The sequence below is a fragment of the Kluyvera georgiana ATCC 51603 genome (assembly GCF_001654985.1).
GTDB classification, from domain to species: Bacteria; Pseudomonadota; Gammaproteobacteria; order Enterobacterales; family Enterobacteriaceae; genus Kluyvera; species Kluyvera georgiana.
Genome location: NZ_LXEU01000030.1, coordinates 1 through 23,077 on the forward strand (window position 1 = coordinate 1; position 23,077 = coordinate 23,077).

20 protein-coding genes and 1 rRNA gene are annotated in these 23,077 nt (G+C 55.4%); 11 read left to right on the forward strand and 10 right to left on the reverse strand.

Annotated features, from left to right (window positions below; translation table 11 throughout):
- Window positions 1-57: 57 nt before the first annotated feature.
- Together rrf and M989_RS06210 are read left to right on the forward strand one after the other, a co-directional pair.
- Window positions 58-173 (forward strand): 5S ribosomal RNA (gene rrf, locus M989_RS06205).
- Window positions 174-718: 545 nt separating this feature from the next.
- Window positions 719-2,017, forward strand: coding sequence for an MFS transporter (locus M989_RS06210; RefSeq protein WP_064543400.1), 1,299 nt, complete (start codon window positions 719-721; stop codon window positions 2,015-2,017).
- Window position 2,018: 1 nt separating this feature from the next.
- Here M989_RS06210 and M989_RS06215 read toward each other — a convergent pair whose 3' ends face one another.
- From M989_RS06215 to trxC, 5 genes are all read right to left on the reverse strand, one after another.
- A complete protein-coding gene (locus M989_RS06215; protein ID WP_064543402.1) occupies window positions 2,019-2,345 on the reverse strand; it encodes a YfiM family lipoprotein in 327 nt (108 codons plus the stop codon).
- A gap of 44 nt (window positions 2,346-2,389) precedes the next feature.
- A complete protein-coding gene (gene pssA, locus M989_RS06220) occupies window positions 2,390-3,745 on the reverse strand; it encodes a CDP-diacylglycerol--serine O-phosphatidyltransferase (protein WP_064543404.1) in 1,356 nt (451 codons plus the stop codon).
- 108 nt (window positions 3,746-3,853) lie between these two features.
- Window positions 3,854-6,505 carry a bifunctional acetate--CoA ligase family protein/GNAT family N-acetyltransferase gene (locus M989_RS06225; protein WP_064543407.1) on the reverse strand — a complete coding sequence of 884 codons (2,652 nt, stop codon included), beginning with the start codon at window positions 6,503-6,505 and terminating at the stop codon, window positions 3,854-3,856.
- Window positions 6,506-6,540: 35 nt separating this feature from the next.
- Window positions 6,541-7,239 carry a tRNA-uridine aminocarboxypropyltransferase gene (gene tapT / locus M989_RS06230; protein ID WP_064543409.1) on the reverse strand — a complete coding sequence of 233 codons (699 nt, stop codon included), beginning with the start codon at window positions 7,237-7,239 and terminating at the stop codon, window positions 6,541-6,543.
- 69 nt (window positions 7,240-7,308) lie between these two features.
- Window positions 7,309-7,734, reverse strand: a complete 426-nt coding sequence (trxC, locus tag M989_RS06235) for a thioredoxin TrxC (protein ID WP_064543411.1) — start codon at window positions 7,732-7,734, stop codon at window positions 7,309-7,311.
- A gap of 204 nt (window positions 7,735-7,938) precedes the next feature.
- On the opposite strand from trxC, the gene M989_RS06240 reads away from it, so the two are divergent.
- Window positions 7,939-9,039, forward strand: a complete 1,101-nt coding sequence (locus tag M989_RS06240; RefSeq protein ID WP_064543413.1) for a tRNA/rRNA methyltransferase — start codon at window positions 7,939-7,941, stop codon at window positions 9,037-9,039.
- 60 nt (window positions 9,040-9,099) lie between these two features.
- Here M989_RS06240 and ung read toward each other — a convergent pair whose 3' ends face one another.
- Window positions 9,100-9,786, reverse strand: a complete 687-nt coding sequence (ung, locus tag M989_RS06245) for a uracil-DNA glycosylase (protein ID WP_064543415.1) — start codon at window positions 9,784-9,786, stop codon at window positions 9,100-9,102.
- Window positions 9,787-10,104: 318 nt separating this feature from the next.
- On the opposite strand from ung, the gene grcA reads away from it, so the two are divergent.
- Complete coding sequence (grcA, locus tag M989_RS06250) at window positions 10,105-10,488, forward strand: autonomous glycyl radical cofactor GrcA (protein WP_064543417.1); 384 nt, start codon at window positions 10,105-10,107, stop codon at window positions 10,486-10,488.
- A gap of 83 nt (window positions 10,489-10,571) precedes the next feature.
- Here grcA and M989_RS06255 read toward each other — a convergent pair whose 3' ends face one another.
- Window positions 10,572-11,936 carry a PTS transporter subunit EIIC gene (locus M989_RS06255; protein ID WP_064543419.1) on the reverse strand — a complete coding sequence of 455 codons (1,365 nt, stop codon included), beginning with the start codon at window positions 11,934-11,936 and terminating at the stop codon, window positions 10,572-10,574.
- 273 nt (window positions 11,937-12,209) lie between these two features.
- Between M989_RS06255 and M989_RS06260 the strand changes: the two genes are divergently transcribed.
- Entirely contained in the window at window positions 12,210-13,409 is a 1,200-nt protein-coding gene (locus tag M989_RS06260; protein ID WP_064543421.1) for an enolase C-terminal domain-like protein, read from the forward strand.
- Between the two features lies 1 nt (window position 13,410).
- Here the strand turns inward: M989_RS06260 and M989_RS06265 are convergent, their stop codons facing one another.
- On the reverse strand, window positions 13,411-14,130 hold the full coding sequence (locus tag M989_RS06265; RefSeq protein WP_064543423.1) for a GntR family transcriptional regulator: 720 nt from the start codon (window positions 14,128-14,130) through the stop codon (window positions 13,411-13,413).
- Window positions 14,131-14,188: 58 nt separating this feature from the next.
- Window positions 14,189-15,523: an ATP-dependent RNA helicase SrmB gene (srmB, locus tag M989_RS06270; protein ID WP_064543425.1), complete on the reverse strand. Its 1,335-nt coding sequence runs from the start codon at window positions 15,521-15,523 to the stop codon at window positions 14,189-14,191.
- Between the two features lie 127 nt (window positions 15,524-15,650).
- Here srmB and trmN point away from each other — a divergent pair, with 127 nt between their 5' ends.
- Window positions 15,651-16,391: a tRNA(1)(Val) (adenine(37)-N(6))-methyltransferase TrmN gene (trmN, locus tag M989_RS06275; RefSeq protein ID WP_064543427.1), complete on the forward strand. Its 741-nt coding sequence runs from the start codon at window positions 15,651-15,653 to the stop codon at window positions 16,389-16,391.
- On the opposite strand, the gene nadB is transcribed toward trmN, so the two are convergent.
- Window positions 16,376-17,995 (reverse strand): L-aspartate oxidase, encoded by a 1,620-nt coding sequence (nadB, locus tag M989_RS06280; RefSeq protein ID WP_064543664.1) that lies wholly within the window; start codon window positions 17,993-17,995, stop codon window positions 16,376-16,378. The genes trmN and nadB overlap by 16 nt on opposite strands.
- Window positions 17,996-18,412: 417 nt before the next feature.
- On the opposite strand from nadB, the gene rpoE reads away from it, so the two are divergent.
- From rpoE to lepA, 5 genes are all read left to right on the forward strand, one after another.
- Window positions 18,413-18,988 (forward strand): RNA polymerase sigma factor RpoE, encoded by a 576-nt coding sequence (rpoE, locus tag M989_RS06285; RefSeq protein WP_064543429.1) that lies wholly within the window; start codon window positions 18,413-18,415, stop codon window positions 18,986-18,988.
- 31 nt (window positions 18,989-19,019) lie between these two features.
- Window positions 19,020-19,667: an anti-sigma-E factor RseA gene (rseA, locus tag M989_RS06290; RefSeq protein WP_064543431.1), complete on the forward strand. Its 648-nt coding sequence runs from the start codon at window positions 19,020-19,022 to the stop codon at window positions 19,665-19,667.
- Window positions 19,667-20,620: a sigma-E factor regulatory protein RseB gene (rseB, locus tag M989_RS06295; protein WP_064543433.1), complete on the forward strand. Its 954-nt coding sequence runs from the start codon at window positions 19,667-19,669 to the stop codon at window positions 20,618-20,620. The genes rseA and rseB overlap by 1 nt, the downstream gene beginning before the upstream one ends.
- Complete coding sequence (gene rseC / locus M989_RS06300; RefSeq protein WP_064543435.1) at window positions 20,617-21,093, forward strand: SoxR-reducing system protein RseC; 477 nt, start codon at window positions 20,617-20,619, stop codon at window positions 21,091-21,093. Before rseB ends, rseC begins: the two co-directional genes overlap by 4 nt.
- A 172-nt stretch (window positions 21,094-21,265) precedes the next feature.
- Window positions 21,266-23,065, forward strand: a complete 1,800-nt coding sequence (gene lepA, locus M989_RS06305; protein WP_064543437.1) for a translation elongation factor 4 — start codon at window positions 21,266-21,268, stop codon at window positions 23,063-23,065.
- The last annotated feature ends 12 nt before the right edge of the window (window positions 23,066-23,077 follow it).

Here is a 23,077-nt window from a genome sequence, read left to right on the forward strand (position 1 = left end):
ATTCAGCTTGATTACAGATTACATCGACAGGCTAATGCGTGTTGATAACAGAATTTGCCTGGCGGCTGTAGCGCGGTGGTCCCACCTGACCCCATGCCGAACTCAGAAGTGAAACGCCGTAGCGCCGATGGTAGTGTGGGGTCTCCCCATGCGAGAGTAGGGAACTGCCAGGCATCAAATAAAACGAAAGGCTCAGTCGAAAGACTGGGCCTTTTGTTTTATCTGTTGTTTGTCGGTGAGCGCTCTCCGGAGTAGGACAAATCCGCCGGGAGCGGATTTGAACGTTGCGCAGCAACGGCCCGTAGGGTGGCGGGCAGGACGCCCGCCATAAACTGCCAGGCATCAATTAGTGAAGAAGCCCATCCTGACGGATGGGCTTTTTTGCGTCTGTGCGAAAGTAAAACAGGGTGAAATCCCGGGCGATTAATGCCCTCTGCAGGGCGGATAAGCGCAGCGTCATCAGGTCATCCCGGGGCACATTGCCGGATGGCGGCATAAATGCCTTATCCGGCCTACGTCATACTCCACTTTTTTTCCTCTCTATTCCCTTCTGTTCCTTCTGCACCTAATCCTAAATCGTGATCCTGCTAACAGAAAATGTGATTTTCATCACTAATTTAATAATAACAATTGTATAACATTTCATTTACTAAAATATCTGCCTGCGTGACGTGTACGCCCGGTAAGGCAGGAGAGCGCTTTTGGCAGGAGTTAACAAATGGCCGTAACCAGTGTGACCCCAGAAGAATCGCTGGCCAACAGCGATACTCGCCGTCGCGTGATGGCAATCGTCGGGGCATCATCAGGGAACCTTGTTGAGTGGTTTGATTTCTACGTCTACTCGTTCTGTTCCCTCTATTTTGCTCACATTTTTTTTCCGTCAGGAAATACCACGACCCAACTGCTACAAACTGCTGGCGTATTTGCCGCAGGTTTTCTGATGCGCCCAATCGGTGGTTGGCTATTTGGCCGCATCGCGGACCGCCGCGGACGTAAGGTCTCGATGCTCATTTCCGTATGTATGATGTGTTTCGGCTCGTTAGTTATTGCCTGTTTACCGGGCTACAGCGTGATTGGCACTTGGGCTCCCGCACTGCTGCTGCTGGCGCGTTTGTTCCAGGGGCTGTCCGTTGGCGGCGAGTATGGTACCAGCGCCACCTACATGAGCGAGGTGGCGGTTGAAGGCCGTAAGGGCTTCTATGCCTCCTTCCAGTATGTCACGCTGATTGGCGGACAACTGCTGGCTGTTCTGGTCGTGGTTATCTTGCAAAATGTGCTCAGCAGCGAAGATCTTCACGCCTGGGGATGGCGAATTCCATTTGCCCTGGGGGCCGTACTGGCGATTGTCGCCCTGTGGCTACGGCGTCAGCTGGATGAAACCTCGCAGAAAGAGACGCGCACGCTAAAAGAAGCCGGTTCATTCAAAGGGCTGTGGCGTAACCGTAGAGCGTTTTTCATGGTGCTCGGTTTCACTGCTGCAGGGTCACTGAGTTTCTACACCTTTACGACCTACATGCAGAAATATCTCGTGAACACTGCCGGGATGAGCGCAAACCTGGCAAGCGTCATTATGACCGCTGCGCTGTTCGTCTATATGCTCGTCCAGCCGTTGTTTGGCCTGCTGTCTGATAAAGTCGGACGTCGTACCTCAATGCTCTGCTTTGGTGCGCTGGCCACCCTGTTCACCGTGCCAATTCTCTCTGCGTTACAGAACGTCACGTCACCGTACGCGGCATTTGCGTTAGTCATGTGCGCGCTGCTCATTACCAGCTTCTACACCTCGATTAGCGGGATCCTGAAAGCTGAAATGTTCCCGGCGCAGGTGCGCGCGTTGGGGGTAGGCTTGTCTTATGCGGTGGCTAACGCCTTGTTTGGCGGTTCAGCCGAATACGTGGCGTTGTCGATGAAGTCGGCGGGTATCGAAACCGCCTTCTTCTGGTATGTGACGGTAATGGCGGCGATTGCTTTCCTGGTTTCACTTAAACTGCATCGCAAAGGAAAAGGTCTACGCTTGTAGGTTAATGTTGCGCGAGCTGCCACACCGCATAGCCGGTGGTGGCGCCGGCAACGTCCCATGCAAAGTCTTTCCAGCTCCAGCCGCTCCCCGCCGGGCGGCTGTCCCAAAGCTCTTTTGACGCACCCAGACTAATGGAGAACAGAAAGCCAATCGCCGCGCTGCGATCGCGGCTGACGCCCTGGTGCTGCGCATACTCATTACCGGCGGCTGAAAGCATGGCCGAGGCAATAAAATGCTGAGCTTTATCCTGCCCGCTCCAGCTATCGTTTGCCATATGGCTGCAACCGCTGAGCGCCAGCATTGTGCAAATCAGAAGGGGACGTAGCATAAAGACTCCAGTCATAAAAAAGCCCCGACGTGCGGGGCTTCAGTTTACAGGATACGGCTAATCAGCCTGTCGATACGAATTCGACGCAGACGGCGAATCAGCTTACGCACTTTTACCGGGTAATCCGCGATGCTTTGCAGGTCGCGGAAGTGATTAACCACCGTCGTGTGCTTACGGATGAGGTCCAGCTCTTTCTGGCGCATCGACGCCAGCTGTTTTTTCGGATCGTGAATCAACACCGCGTTTTCCAGGTCCAGACGCCAGGCACGAGGGTTGAGGTTATTGCCGGTCAGCAGAATCCACTCGTTGTCGACCCACATCCCTTTAAGGTGATAGCTATTATCGCCATCTTTCCACAGGCGCACCGTCAGCTGATCGGTATTGATGTAATATTGCAGGCGGCTCAGGAAGCGGCGCAGGTTAATTTCGTAGAGATAAGGCAGCGCGCCGATAATTTTAAACGGCTCATTTTCCGGAATATAGAAGTCATTCGCCGTTTTGTCACCGACGATAATCTCCACTTTCTTCCCCTCGCGCAGCAGACGAATAATGCTGCGGACCAGCAATGCTGGCAGGTTAAAGTAAGGGGTGCAGATAGTGAGCTTTTCTTCGGTGCAAGGCATCAGGTGGAAAATAGCTTTATTCAGCTGGCTGGTTTTCCCCAGGCCAACCAGCGGCGTAACCGTCAGCTCATCATCACCGGCATTGCCTGTGAAATGGTAGCTGGTATCACGCAGTTCCTGGCGATACTGGCGGATATCATTTTTGATTTCCGGGCTTTTCGGGCGCTCGGTGTTGTCCAGGCGATTAACGCCACGGCCTTCGACCAGATTCTCCGATACCCAGTTGAACATGATATCGGCCATCTGCGGATTGCGGATACATTGGTAGCGATCATAACGATATTTATCGTGCTGATGCAGATAGACATCGTTGATGCTGGCGCCGCTATACAGCACGCAGTCATCAATAATGAAGCCTTTAAAATGCAGTACGCCGAGTGCTTCACGGGTATTCACCGGCACGCCATAAACGGGAACCTCGACACCGGGATTCTCTTTTGCGGTGCGGCAGTACCAGTCCGCGTTGGTATTGGATGCAGCAGCACCAATGCGCCCACGCTGTGCGCGATGCCAGTCAACCAGCACGCGAACATCGAGTTCCGGGCGTTGACGTTTGGCATCGTACAGGGCTTGCAGAATCATCTTTCCGGCGTCGTCCTGCTCAAGGTACAACGCGACGATACAGATTCGGCGCGTGGCGCTGGCGATTTTTGCGAGCAACGCTTCACGAAAATCTGCTGGAGCATAAAAAAACTCAATATCATCAACAGACTGTGAAAGCTTGGGTAGTTGGGCAAGGTGTTGTTGATGTTTATTACGCTTAAATTTTGACAACATCACAGTGCGTTTCTTCTCTGGTTTAGTGAAGGGTCCTCTGTACCACGCAGACGACGTAAGCGGTCAATGATACCATCTCTGTCGGTTAAGGGCAGCATTTCCAGCAGCTTACTCATCACTTAGCCTTAATGACAGCCCGACAATGCCATCTTCCAGCTGAATATCTACGTCAAAACCGAGCTTCCTCGCGAGGGCAATCATCCCGCGATTGTTTGGCATGGTAATGCCATTCAGGCGCTGCAAACCATGGGCTCGGGTATAGCTGATAAGTTTGTCCAGCAGACGCCCGCCTAGCCCCAGCCCTTTCAGATCGGAGCGCACCAACACGGCAAATTCCGCGTCAATATTGTCGGGATCGGAAATGGCGCGAGTCACCCCCAGGATCTCAGTGCGATCGCCTGGCGAATAGACCGCGACGAAAGCCATTTCTCGATCGTAGTCGATCTGCGTCATATTGGCTAAATCGTCGTGGGTAAATTCGTTGATCTCGCTGAAATAGCGGTAATAAAGATCTTCTTTCGTGACTTGAGCGATAAATTGCTGCAGCAGCGGCTCGTCTTCCGGCAGGATCGGTCGGAACAGGCAGCGCTCGCCGTTCTTCATGGTCACCCACTCTTCAAGGTGCTGCGGGTAAGGCCGCACCGCCAGCCGACTTTCGCTTGAGCCGCTAAATGGCGCAATATCCAGCGTCACGTCCAGAGCGGTAAATTCGTTGCCAGAGGCAAGCAGCGGGTGAATATCCAGCCGCTGAATTTCAGGGCAATCAACTATCAGGTTCGACACCTGTACCAGCAGCTGGCTCAGCCCCGCCACATCCAGCGGTCGCAGCGCGCTACGCCCGCGGATTTTCTTGCTTTTAATCGCCTGAATGACCAGATAGCGTGCCAGCGTCATATTCAGCGGCGGTAGGGCAACTGCAGCCTGATCCTCCGCACGCCATTCCACGCCTCCTTCGCCCAGCATAATCAGCGGGCCGAAAACCGGATCGTGCTCGACGACGACGCGCAGCTCCTGAGCACCGGCGCGGTTTGCCATACTTTGCACCAGCAGCCCGTGAATGCGCGCCTGCGGCCAGGCCATTTTTACACGGTCCAGGATGGCGTCCGCCGCCTGCTGCACTTCGCTGGCTGTGCGCAGGTAGAGCATGACGCCCTGAACTTCAGATTTATGCGGAATGTCCGGAGAACGGAGCTTAAGCGCAACCGGATAACCAATCTGCTCGGCAATATGCACGGCCTCGGCGCTGTCGGAGGCAATCCAGGTGGGCAGCGTATTCAGGCCGTAAGTCTCTAAAATCGGCCGCACTTCGTGGGTGTCCAGCGCGCTGATGCCGTTATCAATCGCTTGTTGTAATAATTCATGCGCCTGGCCGGTATTGGCGGTCAGGCTGTGCGGTAGGGCCGGGGTTTCCCGCAGCTGCTTCTGGTTGCGCCGGTACTCCACCATGTGCATAAAGGCAGTAATGGTGCCTTCCGGCGTACGGTAGGTCGGGATCCCGGCGTCGCTGAACATCCGGCGTGCCTCGATCGACGAATACTCGCCGCACCAGTTGGTCAGTACGCTGATGTAGTTGCCGCGTGGGTGTTGCTTAATCAGGTCAATCAAGGCCGCAGCGCTTTCGCTGCCTGGCGCGGTGGCGCTGGGTGAGTGGATGACCATCAGCGCATCGAGGTCCGGGCTATTCAGCAACACATTCACCGCCGTCAGATAATGGCCAATACTGGCATCATCACGTAAATCCAGCGGGTTGTTGGCCTCAACGGTATCGGGCAGTAGCTGTTGAAGCTGCTGGCGCGTCTCGTCGCTCAGCGTGGCCAGCTTGCCATTACGCGCCCAGTGTTCATCTAACGCGAGCGCCGCAGGCGCCGCGCCGTTACTGATGAGCATCAGTCGCTCGCCGCGTAGCGGCCGCATATGGCTGAGCGTTTCAACGGCAGAAAACAGTTCGTGCGTGTCCTGTACGCGGAGCAAACCTGCGCGCTGGATAGCCGCATCCCAGGCTGGATCCATACCCGAGTTCACGTGCAGTAGCCGCTGTGCCGCCGGGCTACGGCCGCTTTTAATCACCAGAATGGGTTTATTACGCGATGCGCTGCGGGCGGCAGAGACAAAACGGCGCGCGTCGCTGAGTTGCTCGAGATACAGCAGAATGGCGCTGGTTTTACTATCACGCGCCAGATAGTCGAGCAGGTCGTCGACGTCGATATCGAGGCTGTCGCCGAGCGCGATAAAATAGGAGAAGCCCATTTCGCGCTGCTGTGCCCAGTCCAGAATGGTGTTCGAGACCGCGGCGGACTGCGAGATAAAGGCCAGCTTGCCTTTGCGGATAGGGACCGGCGAGAAGCTGGCGTTCAGCCCCTGCCATGGCGCCAGCAACCCGAGGCTATTCGGCCCCAGCAGTCGCATCTGATAACGTGCGGCGCAGGCTTTTAGCTCGCTGAACTGGTCCGGAGGGGAGGAGAGAATAATACAGGTTTTGCAGCCTTTTTCGCCCAGTGACTCCAGCAGCTCAAGATTGCGGCGCGCATGGGTGCACAACACGGCGAGATCGGGCGAGAAGGGGAGGCTTTCTACCGTCGGCCAGGCCAGCACGCCCAGCACCGCTTTCCAGGCGGGCGTCACCGGTAAAACCGGGCCAGCGAAACCACCCGCCAGCAGGTTTTGCATCATCAGAAAACCGGCGCGCTGAGGTTTCATTGACGCGCCAATCACCGCAATCGATTTGGGTCTCAGCAGTGCTTCCAGCCCACGTTGGCTCATACCGGTCTTCCTTACGCGACAATAACGGTAAGAGTTTAACCGTTTTCCGCCTCGACTGCTGTGACGCTGCCCTGATGCTGAGATTTTCCTGCCAGATAGCGACTGCGAAAGCGGGTGAAATGTTCACTGAGTGCCGACGCAGCATCGGTGTCATTCGCTAAATCGAGCAGCGCAATCGCCACTTCAGCGGTGCAATACTGCCCTTCAGCGTGCACTTCGCGCAGGCTATAGGCTGACACGCGCGAAAGGTCGACGGAGATCAGCGGCAGGTTGTCCAGCCACGGGCTTTTGCGAAACATTTTGCGCGCTTCCGGCCAGGTTCCGTCTAACATAATAAAGAGCGGCGGCTTACCGGCAGGCGGGGTGCTTAATACTTGCCTATCCGCATCGGCGTAGGATGAAGGGAAGACGACCATCGGCTGATAGTCGGGGTTGCGCACCAAATCCAGCAGCGCCTGCGGTGGCTCCGTGCGCGACCACTGGAAAGCCTCGGTCTGCGGCAAAATATCGGCGATCAGGCGACCGGTATTACTTGGCTTCATCGGTTCAGTATCGAACATCACCAGGCAAAAACGGCTTTTTGCCGACTGTGGTACGATGGTGTCGCATAAACAATAGCGCTGTACCAATAGACAACGCTGGCAGCGACGAACCCGGTTACCGCGGGCAAGAAAAGGACGAGTCGCGCGGGCAAGACGCTCGGCGCGCAACCGAAGAACGGCGTTATCAATCATGGGATTCGAACGGCAAAAACGCTATTGTCGCAGAGGCGGATACGGGGCACAAGATGTGCCCCGTGGGTATCAGGCTTGCAGGGCCTCGTTCAGCCAGCTTTCAAACGGCGCTTTGGGGACTGCGCCGTTGAGCATATCAATCACTTCGCCATTTTTGAAAATCATAATGGTCGGGATACTGCGAATACGGAAACGCGCGCTCAGTTCTCGTTCGGCTTCGGTGTTCACTTTTACGAAGCGCATCGTGCTGCTGCGCTCTTCGGCGACGTCTTCAAATATCGGCGCAAAATTGCGGCATGGGCCGCACCATGGCGCCCAGAAATCAACCACAACCGGGAGATCGTCCTTCAGCAGTTTGTCCAGCGTGCTGTCCGTGGCGTTAATAACATCGCCATCAAACAAGTCTTCACCACAGCGTCCACATTTTGCCGCCTCGTTAATGCGTTCTTCTGGAATGCGATTAAGCGCCTGGCAGTGGGCACAAACGGTATTCATAACTCACCTCTGGGTCGTCGTGTTGCAGAACGGCAATGTTGCCGAATGTTTCTATAATGTTACACATTATCGTTCACAGCGTATTAATCGACAATGCGTTTTATCCAATGGGTACAATAGTCGTGGTCTTTTGTACGAAGTCATAGCTAAGCGCTGGCACATCAGGTAATCTGCGCGCTTCGCGCAGCGCAGGTGGAGAAAAACATGAGCGACGAACTGAAAAACAAAAACGGCAAGGTCAAAGTGATGTACGTCCGCAGTGACGATGACTCGGACAAACGCACCCAAAATCCACGTACTGGTAAAGGCGGAGGCCGTCCAGGCGCATCCCGTGCCGGTACTTCCCGTGCCGAAGGCGGTCGTCGCCCTGCCCGTGATGAGAGAAAGGGTCAAAACAGCGATCGTGGCCGTGAGCGCGGTCGCGATCGGGATGTTGAACGCGATCGCGAACGTGGTGAAGGCTCCCCATGGCGTACGGTTTCCCGTGCGCCGGGTGACGAAACCATCGTTAAGCCCGATCACGGCGGCATCAGCGGCAAAAGCTTTATCGATCCGGAAGTTTTGCGTCGTCAGCGTGCGGAAGAAACCCGCGTCTACGGTGAAAACGCCTGTCAGGCGCTGTTCCAGAGCCGTCCGGACGCGATTGTTCGCGCCTGGTTTGTGCAGAGCGTCACCCCGCGCTTTAAAGAAGCGCTGCGCTGGATGGCGGCAAACCGTAAAGCCTACCACGTGGTGGATGAAGCCGAGCTGGCGAAAGCGTCCGGCACTGAACATCACGGTGGCGTTTGCTTCCTGATTAAAAAACGTAACGGCACTTCCGTACAGCAGTGGGTCGCGAAAAGCGGCGAAGATGATTGCGTACTGGCGCTGGAAGATGCGGGTAACCCGCACAACCTCGGCGCGATGATCCGCAGCTGCGCGCACTTTGGTGTGAAAGGCGTGGTATTGCAGGATGCGGCGCTGCTGGAATCTGGTGCCGCAATTCGTACCGCTGAAGGCGGCGCTGAGCATGTTGAGCCGATTACCGGCGACAGCTTCATTGCTGCACTGGAACAGTTCCGCGATGCGGGCTACACCATCGTCACGACCAGCAGCAACGGCCGCGGTCTGCCGCTGTTCAAATCAGAACTGCCGAAGAAAATGGTGCTGGCGCTGGGCCAGGACCGCGATGGCGTTTCCGAAGCGGCTGCAGCTATTGCTGACATGAGCGTGTCAATCGACGGGACGCGTGCCGTTGAAGGCCTGAACGTCTCCGTGGCGACGGGCGTGCTGCTGGCGGAATGGTGGCGTCAGCATAAAGCGTAAGTACGTGAATGAAAAAAACCGGTAGAGGCGACTCTACCGGTTTTTTTATGCCTGCTTTAGCTAGACTTGCTCCGGCAGCACTGGCATCCAGTCAATCGGCGTCTCGCCGCGCTGTTCAAGCCACTGGTTGGCCTGCACAAAATGATTACTGCCAAAGAACCCGCGATGCGCCGACAGCGGCGACGGATGTGGCGCTTTCAGCACGCGATGACGCTGAGGGTCAATAATCGCCCCTTTCTTCTGCGCGTGCGATCCCCACAGTAAAAAGACCACGCCTTCACGATGTTCGTTAATCAGCGCAATCACCTTATCGGTAAAGGTTTCCCAGCCGAGGCTGGCGTGAGAATGCGCCTGTCCGGCACGCACGGTGAGCACGGTGTTGAGCAGCAGCACACCCTGGCGCGCCCAGCTCTCCAGATAACCGTGGTTCGGACGGGTAAAGCCGGGAATGGTGCCTTCCAGCTCTTTATACATATTCAGCAGCGACGGCGGTATGGCAATGCCCGGCTGGACAGAAAACGCCAGTCCGTGCGCCTGATTGGGGCCGTGGTACGGGTCCTGGCCCAGAATCACCACTTTCACATCGCTCAGTTCGGTATAGCGAAAAGCGTTGAAAACATCTTTTTGCGGCGGATAAATGGTCACGCCCGACTGGCGCTCGCTGGCCACGGTCGCCAGCGTGTTAACAAAATAGGGCTGCTCTTTTTCGGCGGCCAGCACGTCGTGCCAGGTTAATGGGGTTGTCATCTCGCCCTCCTGCGAATTTCTCTCGCTATAGCTTAACTGCTTCTTTCTCCATCACAAAATCGGATAGCGGCGTGCGAAGCCTGTAGTATAAAAAAAGTTGAATATTTACAAAGAATTTTGGTGGTGCTGGCGTGCGTAACTTGATGCAAAACAAGTATTTTCATGCATGACCACTTTTATGGTGTGGTTTTTGTTGATTTAAATCAAAGAATCAAGGGTGTTCGAGGGGTATATATACACTCAAGCAACAATGGTTTTACCAATTGGCCGGGAAGCGGCCGGTTAAAAACGAATATAAAGAGCCTAGGGAGGCATCAAATGATTACTGGTATCCAGATTACTAAAGCTGCAAACGACGACCTGCTCAACTCATTCTGGCTGCTCGACAGCGAGAAAGGTGAAGCTCGCTGCCTGTGTGCGAAAGGCGGTTTTAAAGAAGATGACGTCGTTGCCGTTAGCGCGCTGGGCGATATCGAATACCGTGAAATCCCGGTTGAAGCGAAACCAGAAGTTCGCGTAGAAGGTGGTCAGCACCTGAACGTCAACGTACTGCGTCGTGAAACCCTGCTGGACGCCGTTGAGCATCCGGAAAAATACCCGCAGCTGACCATCCGTGTTTCCGGTTATGCGGTACGTTTCAACTCTCTGACTCCGGAACAGCAGCGCGACGTTATCGCCCGTACTTTCACCGAGAGCCTGTAATTTCTCAGGGGTGGGAAATGGAGGCGTTGGGGTAACCCGGTGCAAACAGACAAATCCCCCGCAGGGTACCTGCGGGGGATTTTTTATCTCGACTGCTCGCGCCCGACCAGGATAGTGGTGAGCGTGAAGGAGAGCACCAGCGCGATGGCCACGCCAGAGATGGCGAAGATAAAGTAAGGGCCGATGTACGCGGGTAGGCTGAAAATGCTTGATAAAATATAGCCATACAGTCGTACGCCAAAGAAGGCGATAAACGCTGAAGCCAGTGAGCTGGCGATCGTGGCGGCGATAAATGCTTTCTTGTAGCGGGTCAGTACGCCAAACAGAGCCGGTTCCGTAATGCCCAGCAGCGCGGAGATCGCAGCGGAAAGCGTCACCGTGCGGTTTTCCTTGTTCAGACGCCAGATGGCAAACGTGGCTCCGGCAATCGCCATATTGGCCATAAACATCATCGGCATCAGCATGTCGTAACCGCGATCGCTGAAGTTTTGTAGCGCGATAGGCGTCATCGCGTGATGCATCCCGGTCAGAATAGCGACCGGACGAATGGCGCCCACCACCAGCCCGGCGAAGCTCGCCGAAACGCCAAATAGCCCTTCGATAAACCACGCCAGCATTTTACCCAGCCAGATACCGATCGGCCCAATCACCACCAATGCCGCCAGCGCGCCGAGGAACAGCGTTAGCGTGGGAGTAAAGACGGTTTTCAGCACGTCGGGCATGATCCTATCGACCGCCTGGTGAATGTACTTCAGCGCCAGGATGGAGAAGATCACCGGGATCACGCTGGAGGCGTAGTTGAATACCGATACCGGAATGGCGTTAAACAACCAGAGCGCGGAGGCGGCATCGGCTTGATGCGTGGCGAGCGCTTTCGCTGCGTCAATCAGCGTAGGGTACATCAAGCAGGCGGCGACGGCGGCGGCCAGATATTCGTTGGTTTTAAAGATCTTCGCCGCCGAGACGGCAAGGAAGAACGGCAGGAAATAAAATACGCCGCTGGCGATAAGATCGATGATCATCACCGTTTCGCTTTTTGGCGATACCACTTTTAGCGCAATCAGCCCTGCAAGCAGGCCTTTGATCATCCCGGCACCGGCGATGGCAGGAACTATCGGGCCGAATACCCCGGAGACGGTATCCATAAACAGCGAAACCAGGCTTTTACGCTCTTTGCTTTTCCCGCTGGTGGCCGTTTGGCCATTGCCGAGAGCATCCTGAAGCTGCTCATACCAGCTGTTCACCTTCGGGCCGATAATAATCTGGAACTGATCGCTTTGCAGCTGTGCGCCCAACACGCCGGGCAGTTGCTTAATTTCTTCCTGCGCCACTTTATTATCATCAATTAAATCAAAGCGCAGCCGGGTCATACAGTGCCAGACTTTATTGATATTCTCCTGTCCACCTACCAGACGAATAATCCTGCTGATAGCCTCTTGCGTCCCCATAATGGCTCCTGCGGTATGTTTGTTGTTTTGTTTGTCTCGCTGAATGGTAAGTAAGTGCATCATTAAAAACAAACCAATAAAATATGATTTCAATCACAACTTCCTCCTATGAGGCGGTTAAAACACGGTTTGTATTCAAATTGGTCCGTTTTTTAAATAAAAATAAACCTGTTTTTAGACCAAAAAATATATTGAATAAAAAGGTTTACCGAACGCTGAAAATAGAGTGAAGATAATGGCAATCTTATTATTATTTTCCACAGGGAGCCTTCTGTGAACCCCACGCTGATTACTGCCATAGATTGTTTTATCACGCGTCCGGACCGCCACAATCTGGTGACGGTCCGGGTGGCGACCGACAACGGCACCGTTGGTTACGGCTGCGCCACCTTCCAGCAACGCCCGCTGGCGGTAAAGACGATGGTCGATGAATATCTGCAACCGCTGCTGGTGGGGCGCGATGCCAACAATATCGAAGATCTCTGGCAAATGATGAACGTCAACGCCTACTGGCGCAACGGACCGGTGATGAACAACGCCATCTCCGGTGTGGATATGGCGCTGTGGGATATCAAAGCAAAACTGGCCGGGATGCCGCTCTATCAGCTGCTGGGAGGTAAATCGCGCGATGCGATTGCCGCTTACACTCACGCCAGCGGTGAAACGCCGGAGGAACTGTTTGTCTCCGTGGATAAGCTGCTGGAGCAAGGGTATCGCCATATTCGCTGCCAGCTGGGTTTTTACGGCGGTACGCCGCGCGAAATGCAAACGCCGGAAAATCCGACGCCGGGAGCCTGGTTCGATCAGGATGAGTACGTTCGCAATACGGTAGAAATGTTCCGTCTGCTGCGTGCGCGTTACGGTCATCGTTTCCATATTCTGCATGATGTCCACGAGCGACTCTTCCCGCAGCAGGCGCTCCAGATGGCAAAGCTGCTGGAGCCTTATCAGCCGTGGTTTATCGAAGATATTTTACCGCCGCAGCAGAGCGCGTGGCTGGCGCAGATTCGCCAGCAAACCAGCGTGCCGCTGGCGATGGGGGAGCTGTTTAATAATCCGGCGGAGTGGCATGACCTCATCGTCAACCGGCAGATTGATTTTATTCGCTGCCATATTTCGCAGATTGGCGGCATCACCCCGGCCCTGAAGCTGGCGGTGCTGTGTCAGGCCTTTGGCGTACGTTTGGCGTGGCATGGTCCGGGTGATATGACGCCTGTCGGGGTCGCGGTGAATACGCATCTCAACATTCATCTGCACAATGCCGCGATTCAGGAGTTTATTCCGCGTTCCGCCGCCACGGATGCCGTTTTCCCCGGTGCGCCAGAGGTGAAAAACGGCTTTATCTATCCACCGACGGCGCCGGGTATTGGCGTGGGCTTTGACGAGGCGCAGGCGCTGGCGCATCCGGTCGTTTATCGCCCGCATGAGTGGACGCAGAGCCGCCTGCCGGACGGCGCGATGCATACGCCGTAGGCTAACTCTGCGGCTGCTGGCGAAAAGCGAGGTTGTCGCGATTATGGGGGATGACGTAGGTGCAGGAGTAGTTGATATCGACGATATCGCTTATTTCATAAACCTGCCCGCCGTCGAGGATCCCCCGATTGTTGATGTGCATGGCCGGGCTGCCTTTTTTACAGCCCAGTAGCGCGGCCTGTTCGCGGCTGACGCTAATGGCCCGATAGCTGGTGAGCAGGTGGGAAATTGGATAACCTTTTTCCAGCACGTACTGCTGTAGCGAGCGTTCAATGACCTCCTGGTTAAGGTCGCTGAACATGGCGGCAGGCATACGTGAGACTTCAATCTGGGTGGCAATATCATCCACGAAACGCAGGCGGCAGAACTGCCAGATAAAATCGTCGTCGGTCAGGCCGAAAATCTGCTGGTCCTCCCGCTCGGGCCGTTTCTTGTGCAGGCTGATCATCCGGTAACGCATCTGGTCGAAGCGTTTTTCGGTAATGGAGTTATAGACCAGCGGATTGCCCCGCGTTTGCTCATTAATCCAGATGCCGGAACCCTGCACAATGCGCACCACGCCGATGCTGGCAAGCTTTTCCAGCGCCTGGCGGATGGTAAAACGCGATACGCCATACTCCTCGGCCAACTGGCGCTCAGGCGGTAGCTTCCGTGGCCCGTCGCCGGGCTGTTGGTAAATTTTGCTGAGGAGGTCTTGAGTCACGAACTCTTTTTTCTTCATGGCCGCTGTCCCTTACCCATCGATATAAAAACGCCGGGAGCATGTCCCGGCGTTTGTTTTACTCTTCGGTGCTCTTTTCAGCAGCACCGGAACCGCTCGGTTTGCGGCGCTTGCCAACGTTCCTGGCATCGCGGTGACGCACCTTCACGCGCGGTTTTTCTTTGTCTTTCTCTTTTTTCTTCTCGGCGCGTTTCGCCAGCACTTTTTTCGACGGCTTGCCGGTCATCTTCTCGCTTGGCGCTCGCGTGGTCGGGCGCAGCCCGTCGATGACGCGCGCTTTCAACTGCTCTTCGATATAGCGCCCGATCTTCAGCAACAGCAGGTGATCGTGCGTTTCAACCAGCGAAATCGCCGTGCCTTTACGACCCGCGCGGCCGGTACGACCGATGCGGTGCAGGTAGGTATCGGCGCCGCGCGGCATATCGAAGTTAATCACGTGGCTGACGTCAGGGATATCGATCCCGCGCGCCGCGACGTCGGTTGCAACCAGCACATTCACGCGGCCATCGGTCAGACGTTTGATGCCTTCGTTACGCTTAATCTGCGGCATTTCGCCTTCGAGATAGCAGTTGTTGATCCCGGCCAGACGCAGCGTTTCCGCCAGCTCATGCACGCGCTCGCGCTTGCGCACAAAGACGATGGTACGGGTGGCGTCTTCCTGCTTGAGCAGGTGCTTAAGCAGCTCAACTTTGTGCTCATAGTTGTCGGCACGGTAGTACCACTGGTGAATCTTCTTGCGCTCGCGGGTGGACGGCGTCGCGGAGACTTCCACCGGATCTTCCAGCAGACGCTCGGCGAAGTCTTTAATCGCTTCGCCTTCCAGCGTAGCGGAGAACAGCAGCGTCTGTTTGCGCCAGCGGGTTTCACCGGCGATGTGTTCGATATCCTGGGCGAAGCCCATGTCCAGCATGCGGTCGGCTTCATCGAGGATCAGCGTCTCAACGGCGCGGCAGTCGAAGTTCTCTTCTTTGATGTACTGCAGCAGACGACCGGTGGTGGCGACCACGATATCCTGGTTTTCGCTGAACACTTCGGCGTGGTTCATATACGCCACGCCGCCGGTGATGGTGGCGATGTCCAGATGGGTGTTTTTCGCCAGCTCACGGGCATGGTCAGCGACCTGCATTGCCAGCTCACGCGTCGGCGTGAGGATCAAAATACGCGGCGGGCCGGATTTTTTACGCGGAAAGTCGAGCAGGTGCTGCAACGCAGGCAGCAAATACGCCGCTGTTTTACCGGTGCCGGTTGGCGCAGAACCGAGAACATCACGTCCATCGAGCGCAGGCGGAATGGCGGCAGCCTGAATGGCAGTCGGGCGTGTAAAGCCTTTACTCTGGAGGGCTTCCAGCAGGCTTTCGTCAAGTTCAAGTTCGGAAAAAGTCGTTACAGTCATGATTACCTCTGTGTGAGGCGCTGATTATAGACGTTACGGCTGTAATCTTCATCTGTTTGTATGGCTATCTGTTCTCGGGTATTGTTCATAGCCGAATGCTTATATGGATTGGCCTGCAAGGTTACTTATGACGTCTGATTCTAAATCCGCGCTGCGTCGCAACGGATTTACCTTTAAAAAGTTTTTTGTTGCCCACGACCGTTGTGCCATGAAAGTCGGTACAGACGGTATTTTACTCGGCGCCTGGTCGCCAATCGCCCGAGTGAATCGGATCCTCGATATCGGCACGGGAAGCGGGCTGTTGGCGCTGATGCTGGCGCAGCGCACCGAGGAAAACGTGACGATCGATGCCGTGGAGCTGGATGAAGAGGCGGCGAGTCAGGCGCGCGAAAACGTGAGCGAATCACCGTGGGCCGGGCGCATTGAGGTGCATACGGCGGATATCCAGCAGTGGGTCGCCGGGTTAACCACCCGCTACAACCTGATCGTCAGCAACCCGCCTTACTACGAGCAGGGCGTGGAGTGCGCCACGCCGCAGCGAGAAAAGGCGCGCTACACCACCACGCTCGACCATCAGGCGCTGCTGGCCTGCGCCGCGAATGCGGTGACCGAAGACGGCTTTTTCTGCGTGGTGCTGCCGGAAAATATCGGCCAGACGTTTACCCAGCAGGCGCTGTCGATGGGCTGGCATTTACGCCTGCGCACCGACGTCGCGGAGACGGAGATGCGCTTGCCGCATCGCGTGCTGCTGGCTTTTTCCCCGAAAGGCGGCGAGTGCTATAGCGACAGGTTAACAATACGTGGGCCAGAGCAGCAGTACTCGGAAGGCTACACTGCGCTGACCCAGGCGTTCTATTTATTTATGTGAACCAGCGGCGAAAGCACCGATGGGCCGGACTCTTCGAGCAGTTCCGGGTAGTCCAGCGTGTAGTGCAGGCCGCGGCTCTCTTTACGCATCATCGCGCAGCGCACAATCAGTTCGGCCACTTGCACCAGGTTGCGCAGTTCCAGCAGGTTGTTGGAGACGCGGAAACGTGAGTAATACTCATCCAGCTCCTGCTGTAGCATGGTGATGCGGCGCAGGGCTCGCTCCAGCCGCTTGGTGGTGCGCACAATGCCGACGTAGTCCCACATAAACAGGCGTAGCTCGTGCCAGTTATGCTGAATTACGACCAGTTCGTCGGAGTTTTCTACCCGGCTTTCGTCCCAGGCGGGTAGCTTCTCAACCTGACGGGCGTACGGCATGCGCTTATGAATATCTTCCGCCGCCGACCAGCCGTAAACCAGGCACTCAAGCAGCGAGTTGGACGCCATGCGGTTCGCGCCGTGCAGGCCGGTATAGCTCACTTCGCCAATGGCGTACAGGCCGTCAACATCGGTGCGACCATAGTCGTCGACCATCACGCCGCCGCAGGTGTAGTGCGCCGCCGGAACAATCGGCACCGGCTCTTTGGTGAGATCGATACCCAACCCCAGCAGCTTCTCGTAAATCATCGGGAAGTGCTGGCGTACAAAGGCTTCCGGTTTGTGGCTGATGTCGAGATACATGCAGTCGACGCCGAGACGCTTCATTTCATGATCGATCGCGCGCGCGACGATATCGCGCGGGGCGAGCTCGCCGCGTGGGTCAAAGTCAGGCATAAAACGGCTACCGTCAGGGCGCTTCAGGTGCGCACCTTCGCCACGCAGGGCTTCAGTGAGCAGGAAATTACGTGCCTGCGGGTGATACAACGCGGTGGGGTGGAACTGGTTAAACTCGAGGTTAGCGACGCGGCAACCCGCTCGCCAGGCCATGGCAATACCGTCGCCGGAGGAAATATCCGGGTTGGTGGTGTACTGATATACCTTCGAGGCACCGCCGGTGGCCAGCACCACGGATTTTGCCGAGCAGGTTTCCACCTTCTCTTTATTACGGTCCCAGATCCACGCGCCAACGACCCGACGGGTGCCCGGCAGGCCGACTTTATCCGACACGATTAGGTCGACGGCATTACAGCGCTCCAGCACACGAATATTCGGATGGCTCATCGCTTTACTGACCAGCGTGTTCTCGACCTCACGTCCGGTGGCATCCGCCGCGTGCAGAATACGGCGGTGGCTATGGCCGCCTTCGCGCGTCAGATGATAACTCTCTTCCCCGTTGGCCTGGATTTGCGTATCGAACAGCACGCCCTGGTCGATCAGCCACTGCACGCAGTGTCTGGCGTTGCTGGCGACAAAGGACACTGCCTGACGGTCACAGATACCCGCGCCGGCAATCAGCGTATCCTCAACGTGCGACTCGATGCTGTCCGTCTCGTCAAAAACGGCTGCAATTCCCCCCTGAGCATAAAAGGTGGAACCTTCGCTCATTGGGCCTTTACTGAGGACAATCACGGAACTGTGCTCCGCAAGACGCAGCGCCAGCGAAAGGCCAGCAGCGCCGCTGCCGATAATCAATACATCACAGGAAAGTTCTGGAAGTGAGTTCATCATCTTTGTTTAATTTACTAAACACGGTAATCGAAGATTAGCACTATAAAAGCGACATGTGCAGGGTTTTTTTACACTAAGGTTATAGTGACTAAACATGGTTGCTGAAAAGAGCGCGTGAGAGAGGGCAACAAATCTGAATAAAGCCAGGTGCTACCACCGCTATTTATGGTGAAATCAAGGCCGGGTTACGATACTCTTCACTGGATTTGCGTTTTTATTTCGCAACTTACACATCTGTTCACATCAGCAGACTTATAATGACAGACAATGAACGGCCTGCTGCGAAACAAAAAACAAAGCGTAACGGAACTTTACGAAAACCGGACACTCTAATCTTCTGCTTGCTCATAATGCAGTGTTGGAGTGGCATTCTGATTACGCATGGGAATAGGGTTTGGGGAGACATTACCTCGGATGAGCGAGCAGTTAACGGACCAGGTCCTGGTTGAACGGGTCCAGAAAGGAGATCAGAAAGCTTTTAACCTTCTGGTAGTACGCTACCAGCATAAGGTCGCGAGCCTGGTTTCCCGCTATGTGCCATCCGGCGACGTGCCGGATGTCGTACAAGAGTCTTTTATTAAGGCCTATCGTGCGCTGGATTCTTTCCGGGGAGATAGTGCTTTCTATACGTGGCTGTACCGCATTGCGGTGAATACGGCTAAAAATTACCTGGTTGCTCAGGGGCGTCGTCCGCCGTCCAGCGATGTGGACGCGAACGAGGCCGAAAACTTTGAAAGCGGCGGCGCTTTGAAAGAAATTTCGAACCCTGAGAACTTAATGTTGTCAGAAGAACTGAGACAGATTGTTTTTCGCACCATTGAAGCGCTTCCGGAAGATTTACGCATGGCAATTACCTTGCGGGAGCTAGATGGCCTAAGCTATGAAGAGATAGCGGTCATTATGGATTGCCCGGTAGGTACGGTTCGTTCACGTATCTTCCGTGCGCGAGAAGCTATCGATAATAAAGTTCAACCGCTTATCAGGCGTTGACGGAAGCGGGATACTGGAAAAGGTATTAGGCATGCAGAAAGAACAACTTTCCGCCTTAATGGATGGTGAAACGCTGGATAAAGAACTGTTAACTGAGTTAACACGTTCAACAGAGTTGCAGAAAACCTGGGAGAGCTATCACCTCATTCGTGATTCGCTGCGCGGCGAAACGAGTGAAGTACTTCACTTTGATATCTCCTCTCGCGTGATGGCCGCCATCGAAAATGAGCCCGCTCGTATACCGACTGCGCCGCTCATTCCTGAAGCCCAGCCAGCTCCCCATCAATGGCAGAAAATGCCGTTCTGGAACAAGGTCCGTCCATGGGCCAGCTCGCTTACCCAAATGGGCGTGGCAGCTTGCGTATCACTGGCTGTTATTGTCGGCGTTCAGCACTATAATGGGCAACCAGATTCCTCTCAACCTGAGTCACCGGTATTCAACACGCTGCCGATGATGGGCAAAGCCAGCCCGGTTAGCCTGGGCGTTCCTTCCGATGCGTCGGCAGGTAACGGTCAGCAGCAGGTTCAGGAACAGCGTCGTCGTATTAATGCTATGCTGCAGGATTATGAATTGCAGCGTCGCTTGCATTCTGAACAGCTTCAGTTTGAGCAGGCACAAACTCAGCAGGCTGCTGTTCAGGTGCCAGGCTATCAAACTTTAGGAACGCAATCGCAGTAATGAAGCAACTTTGGTGTGCCATGTCACTTGTGGCTGGTAGCCTGTTCTTCTCCGCTAACGCCTCGGCTGATGTATCGTCCGGGGCGTTGTTGCAGGAAATGAATCTGGCCAGTCAGTCACTCAACTACGAGCTGTCGTTCGTCAGCATCAATAAATCCGGCGTGGAATCGTTACGCTATCGTCACGTGCGTCTGAACGGTCAGCCGCTGGCGGAGCTGTTGCAAATGGACGGTCCACGACGTGCGGTGGTCCAGCGCGGCAACGAAATCAGCTATTTCGAGCCGGGTCTCGATCCCTTCACGCTGAACGGCGACTACATTGTCGACTCCTTGCCTTCGCTGGTGTATACCGATTTTAAACGTCTGGCGCCTTACTACGACTTTATCTCCGTCGGGCGTACGCGTATTGCCGATCGCATGTGCGACGTGATTCGCGTTGTGGCGCGGGACGGCACGCGCTACAGCTATATCGTCTGGGTTGATTCCGAAAGCAAATTGCCGATGCGCGTCGATCTGCTCGACCGTGATGGTGAAACGCTGGAGCAGTTCCGGGTGATTGCGGTCACCACGGGCGACCAGGTCAGCGGCACGATGCAGAACCTGGCAAAGGCTAATCTGCCGCCGCAGCTTTCAGTACCCACCAGTAATAATGTTGACCTGAACTGGTCCGCGGGTTGGGTGCCACAGGGCTTTAAAGAGATTTCCAGCAGCCGCCGCACGCTGCCGAGCGTTGATAGCCCGGTAGAGTCGCGCCTGTTCTCCGATGGGCTCTTTAGCTTCTCAATTAACATCAATCGCGCCACAGCCAACAGCAGCGATCAAATGCTGCGTACCGGCCGCCGGACGGTGAGCACCACGGTGCATAACCAGGCTGAAATCACCATCGTTGGCGAACTGCCGCCGCAAACCGCGAAGCGGGTCGCAGACGGTATTCAATTCAAGGGCGCGCAATGATTAAAGAGTGGGCCACCGTTATCGCGTGGGACAACGGCATGGCGCAGGTCAGCTGCGACGTAAAAGCTTCCTGCAACAGCTGCGCTTCGCGCGCGGGCTGCGGCAGCCGGGTGCTTAATAAGTTAGGGCCGCAAACCACCCACACCATCACCGTGCCGAGTGCGGAACCGCTGGTGGCCGGGCAAAAGGTCGAGCTGGGCATTACCGAAAGCAGCCTGCTGGGTTCCGCAATGCTGGTGTATATGTCCCCGCTGCTCGGTCTGTTTGCGGTCGCCGCATTGTTTCAGGTATTGTTCGGCACCGATATTGCTGCGCTCAGTGGCGCGGTGCTGGGTGGTGTTGGTGGTTTTCTTATTGCGAAGGGCTTTTCGCCGCGTCTTGCTGCGAGGGAAACCTGGCAGCCGGTCATCATCAGCGTAGGGCTTCCCCCCGACCTGATCCGCACGGCATCTTCATCTGAAATGAGCCAGTGATTACACTGGCTTTATTTTTTTGGAACGCTCCTCGCAGGAAGCGTTATGCTTGCGGGAAGAGCATTTCCTGGTTACGCGGTTGTAGTGTAGAATGCGGCGTTTTCGAACGACAACAATGTCAGGCTCCGTACCGCGGCCTCAAAGTATCCGTAAGGCATAAATATTTTAATATATGAAGAATATACGTAACTTCTCCATCATTGCACATATCGACCACGGTAAATCGACGCTGTCTGACCGTATTATTCAGATTTGCGGCGGCCTTTCTGACCGCGAAATGGAAGCCCAGGTTCTGGATTCAATGGATCTGGAACGCGAACGCGGCATTACCATTAAAGCGCAGAGCGTGACGCTGGACTTTAAATCAGCCGATGGCGAGACCTATCAGCTGAACTTTATCGACACCCCGGGCCACGTCGACTTCTCTTATGAAGTTTCCCGTTCTCTGGCGGCCTGTGAAGGCGCGCTGCTGGTGGTTGACGCCGGGCAGGGCGTAGAAGCGCAAACGCTGGCCAACTGCTACACCGCCATGGAAATGGATCTGGAAGTGGTGCCGGTACTGAACAAAATTGACCTGCCGGCCGCTGACCCTGAGCGTGTAGCGGAAGAAATTGAAGATATCGTCGGCATCGACGCCACCGACGCAGTACGCTGCTCGGCGAAAACCGGCGTGGGCGTGACCGACGTGCTGGAACGTCTGGTGCGCGACATTCCGCCGCCGGAAGGCGATCCGGAAGGCCCATTGCAGGCGCTGATCATCGACTCCTGGTTCGATAACTACCTGGGCGTGGTTTCGCTGGTGCGTATTAAAAACGGCACCATGCGTAAAGGCGACAAGATTAAAGTGATGAGCACCGGTCAGGTTTATAACGCCGACCGTCTGGGCATCTTTACGCCGAAACAGGTTGACCGTACCGAGCTGAAATGCGGCGAGGTAGGTTGGTTGGTGTGTGCGATTAAAGACATCCTTGGCGCCCCGGTGGGTGATACCTTAACGTCTGCGCGTAACCCGGCAGAGAAAGCTCTACCAGGCTTCAAGAAGGTGAAACCGCAGGTTTATGCCGGTCTGTTCCCGGTCAGCTCTGACGATTACGAAAACTTCCGTGATGCGCTCGGCAAGCTGAGCCTGAACGACGCTTCCTTGTTCTATGAGCCGGAAAGCTCAACCGCGCTGGGCTTTGGCTTCCGCTGTGGCTTCCTCGGCCTGCTGCACATGGAGATCATTCAGGAACGTCTGGAACGTGAATACGATCTGGATCTGATCACTACCGCGCCGACCGTAGTCTACGAAGTGGAAACCACGGCGAAAGAGACTATCTACGTCGATAGCCCGTCCAAGCTGCCGCCGCTGAACAACATCTACGAACTGCGCGAGCCGATCGCCGAGTGTCATATGCTGCTGCCGCAGGCTTACCTCGGTAACGTTATCACGCTGTGTATCGAGAAGCGTGGCGTGCAGACCAACATGGTTTACCACGGTAACCAGGTCGCGCTGACCTATGAAATTCCGATGGCGGAAGTGGTACTCGACTTCTTCGACCGCCTGAAGTCGACTTCCCGCGGCTATGCGTCGCTGGACTATAACTTCAAGCGCTTCCAGGCGTCTGACATGGTGCGCGTTGATGTCCTCATCAACAACGAACGTGTTGATGCGCTGGCGCTGATCACTCACCGCGACAACTCCCAGAGCCGTGGCCGTGAGCTGGTGGAGAAGATGAAAGATCTGATCCCTCGCCAGCAGTTTGATATCGCGATTCAGGCGGCCATCGGCACGCATATCATCGCGCGTTCAACGGTGAAGCAGCTGCGTAAAAACGTTCTGGCGAAGTGCTACGGTGGCGATATCAGCCGTAAGAAAAAGCTGCTGCAAAAACAGAAAGAGGGTAAAAAGCGCATGAAGCAGATCGGTAACGTCGAACTGCCGCAGGAAGCGTTCCTCGCCATTCTGCATGTCGGTAAAGACAGCAAATAATCTTAAGGAGTT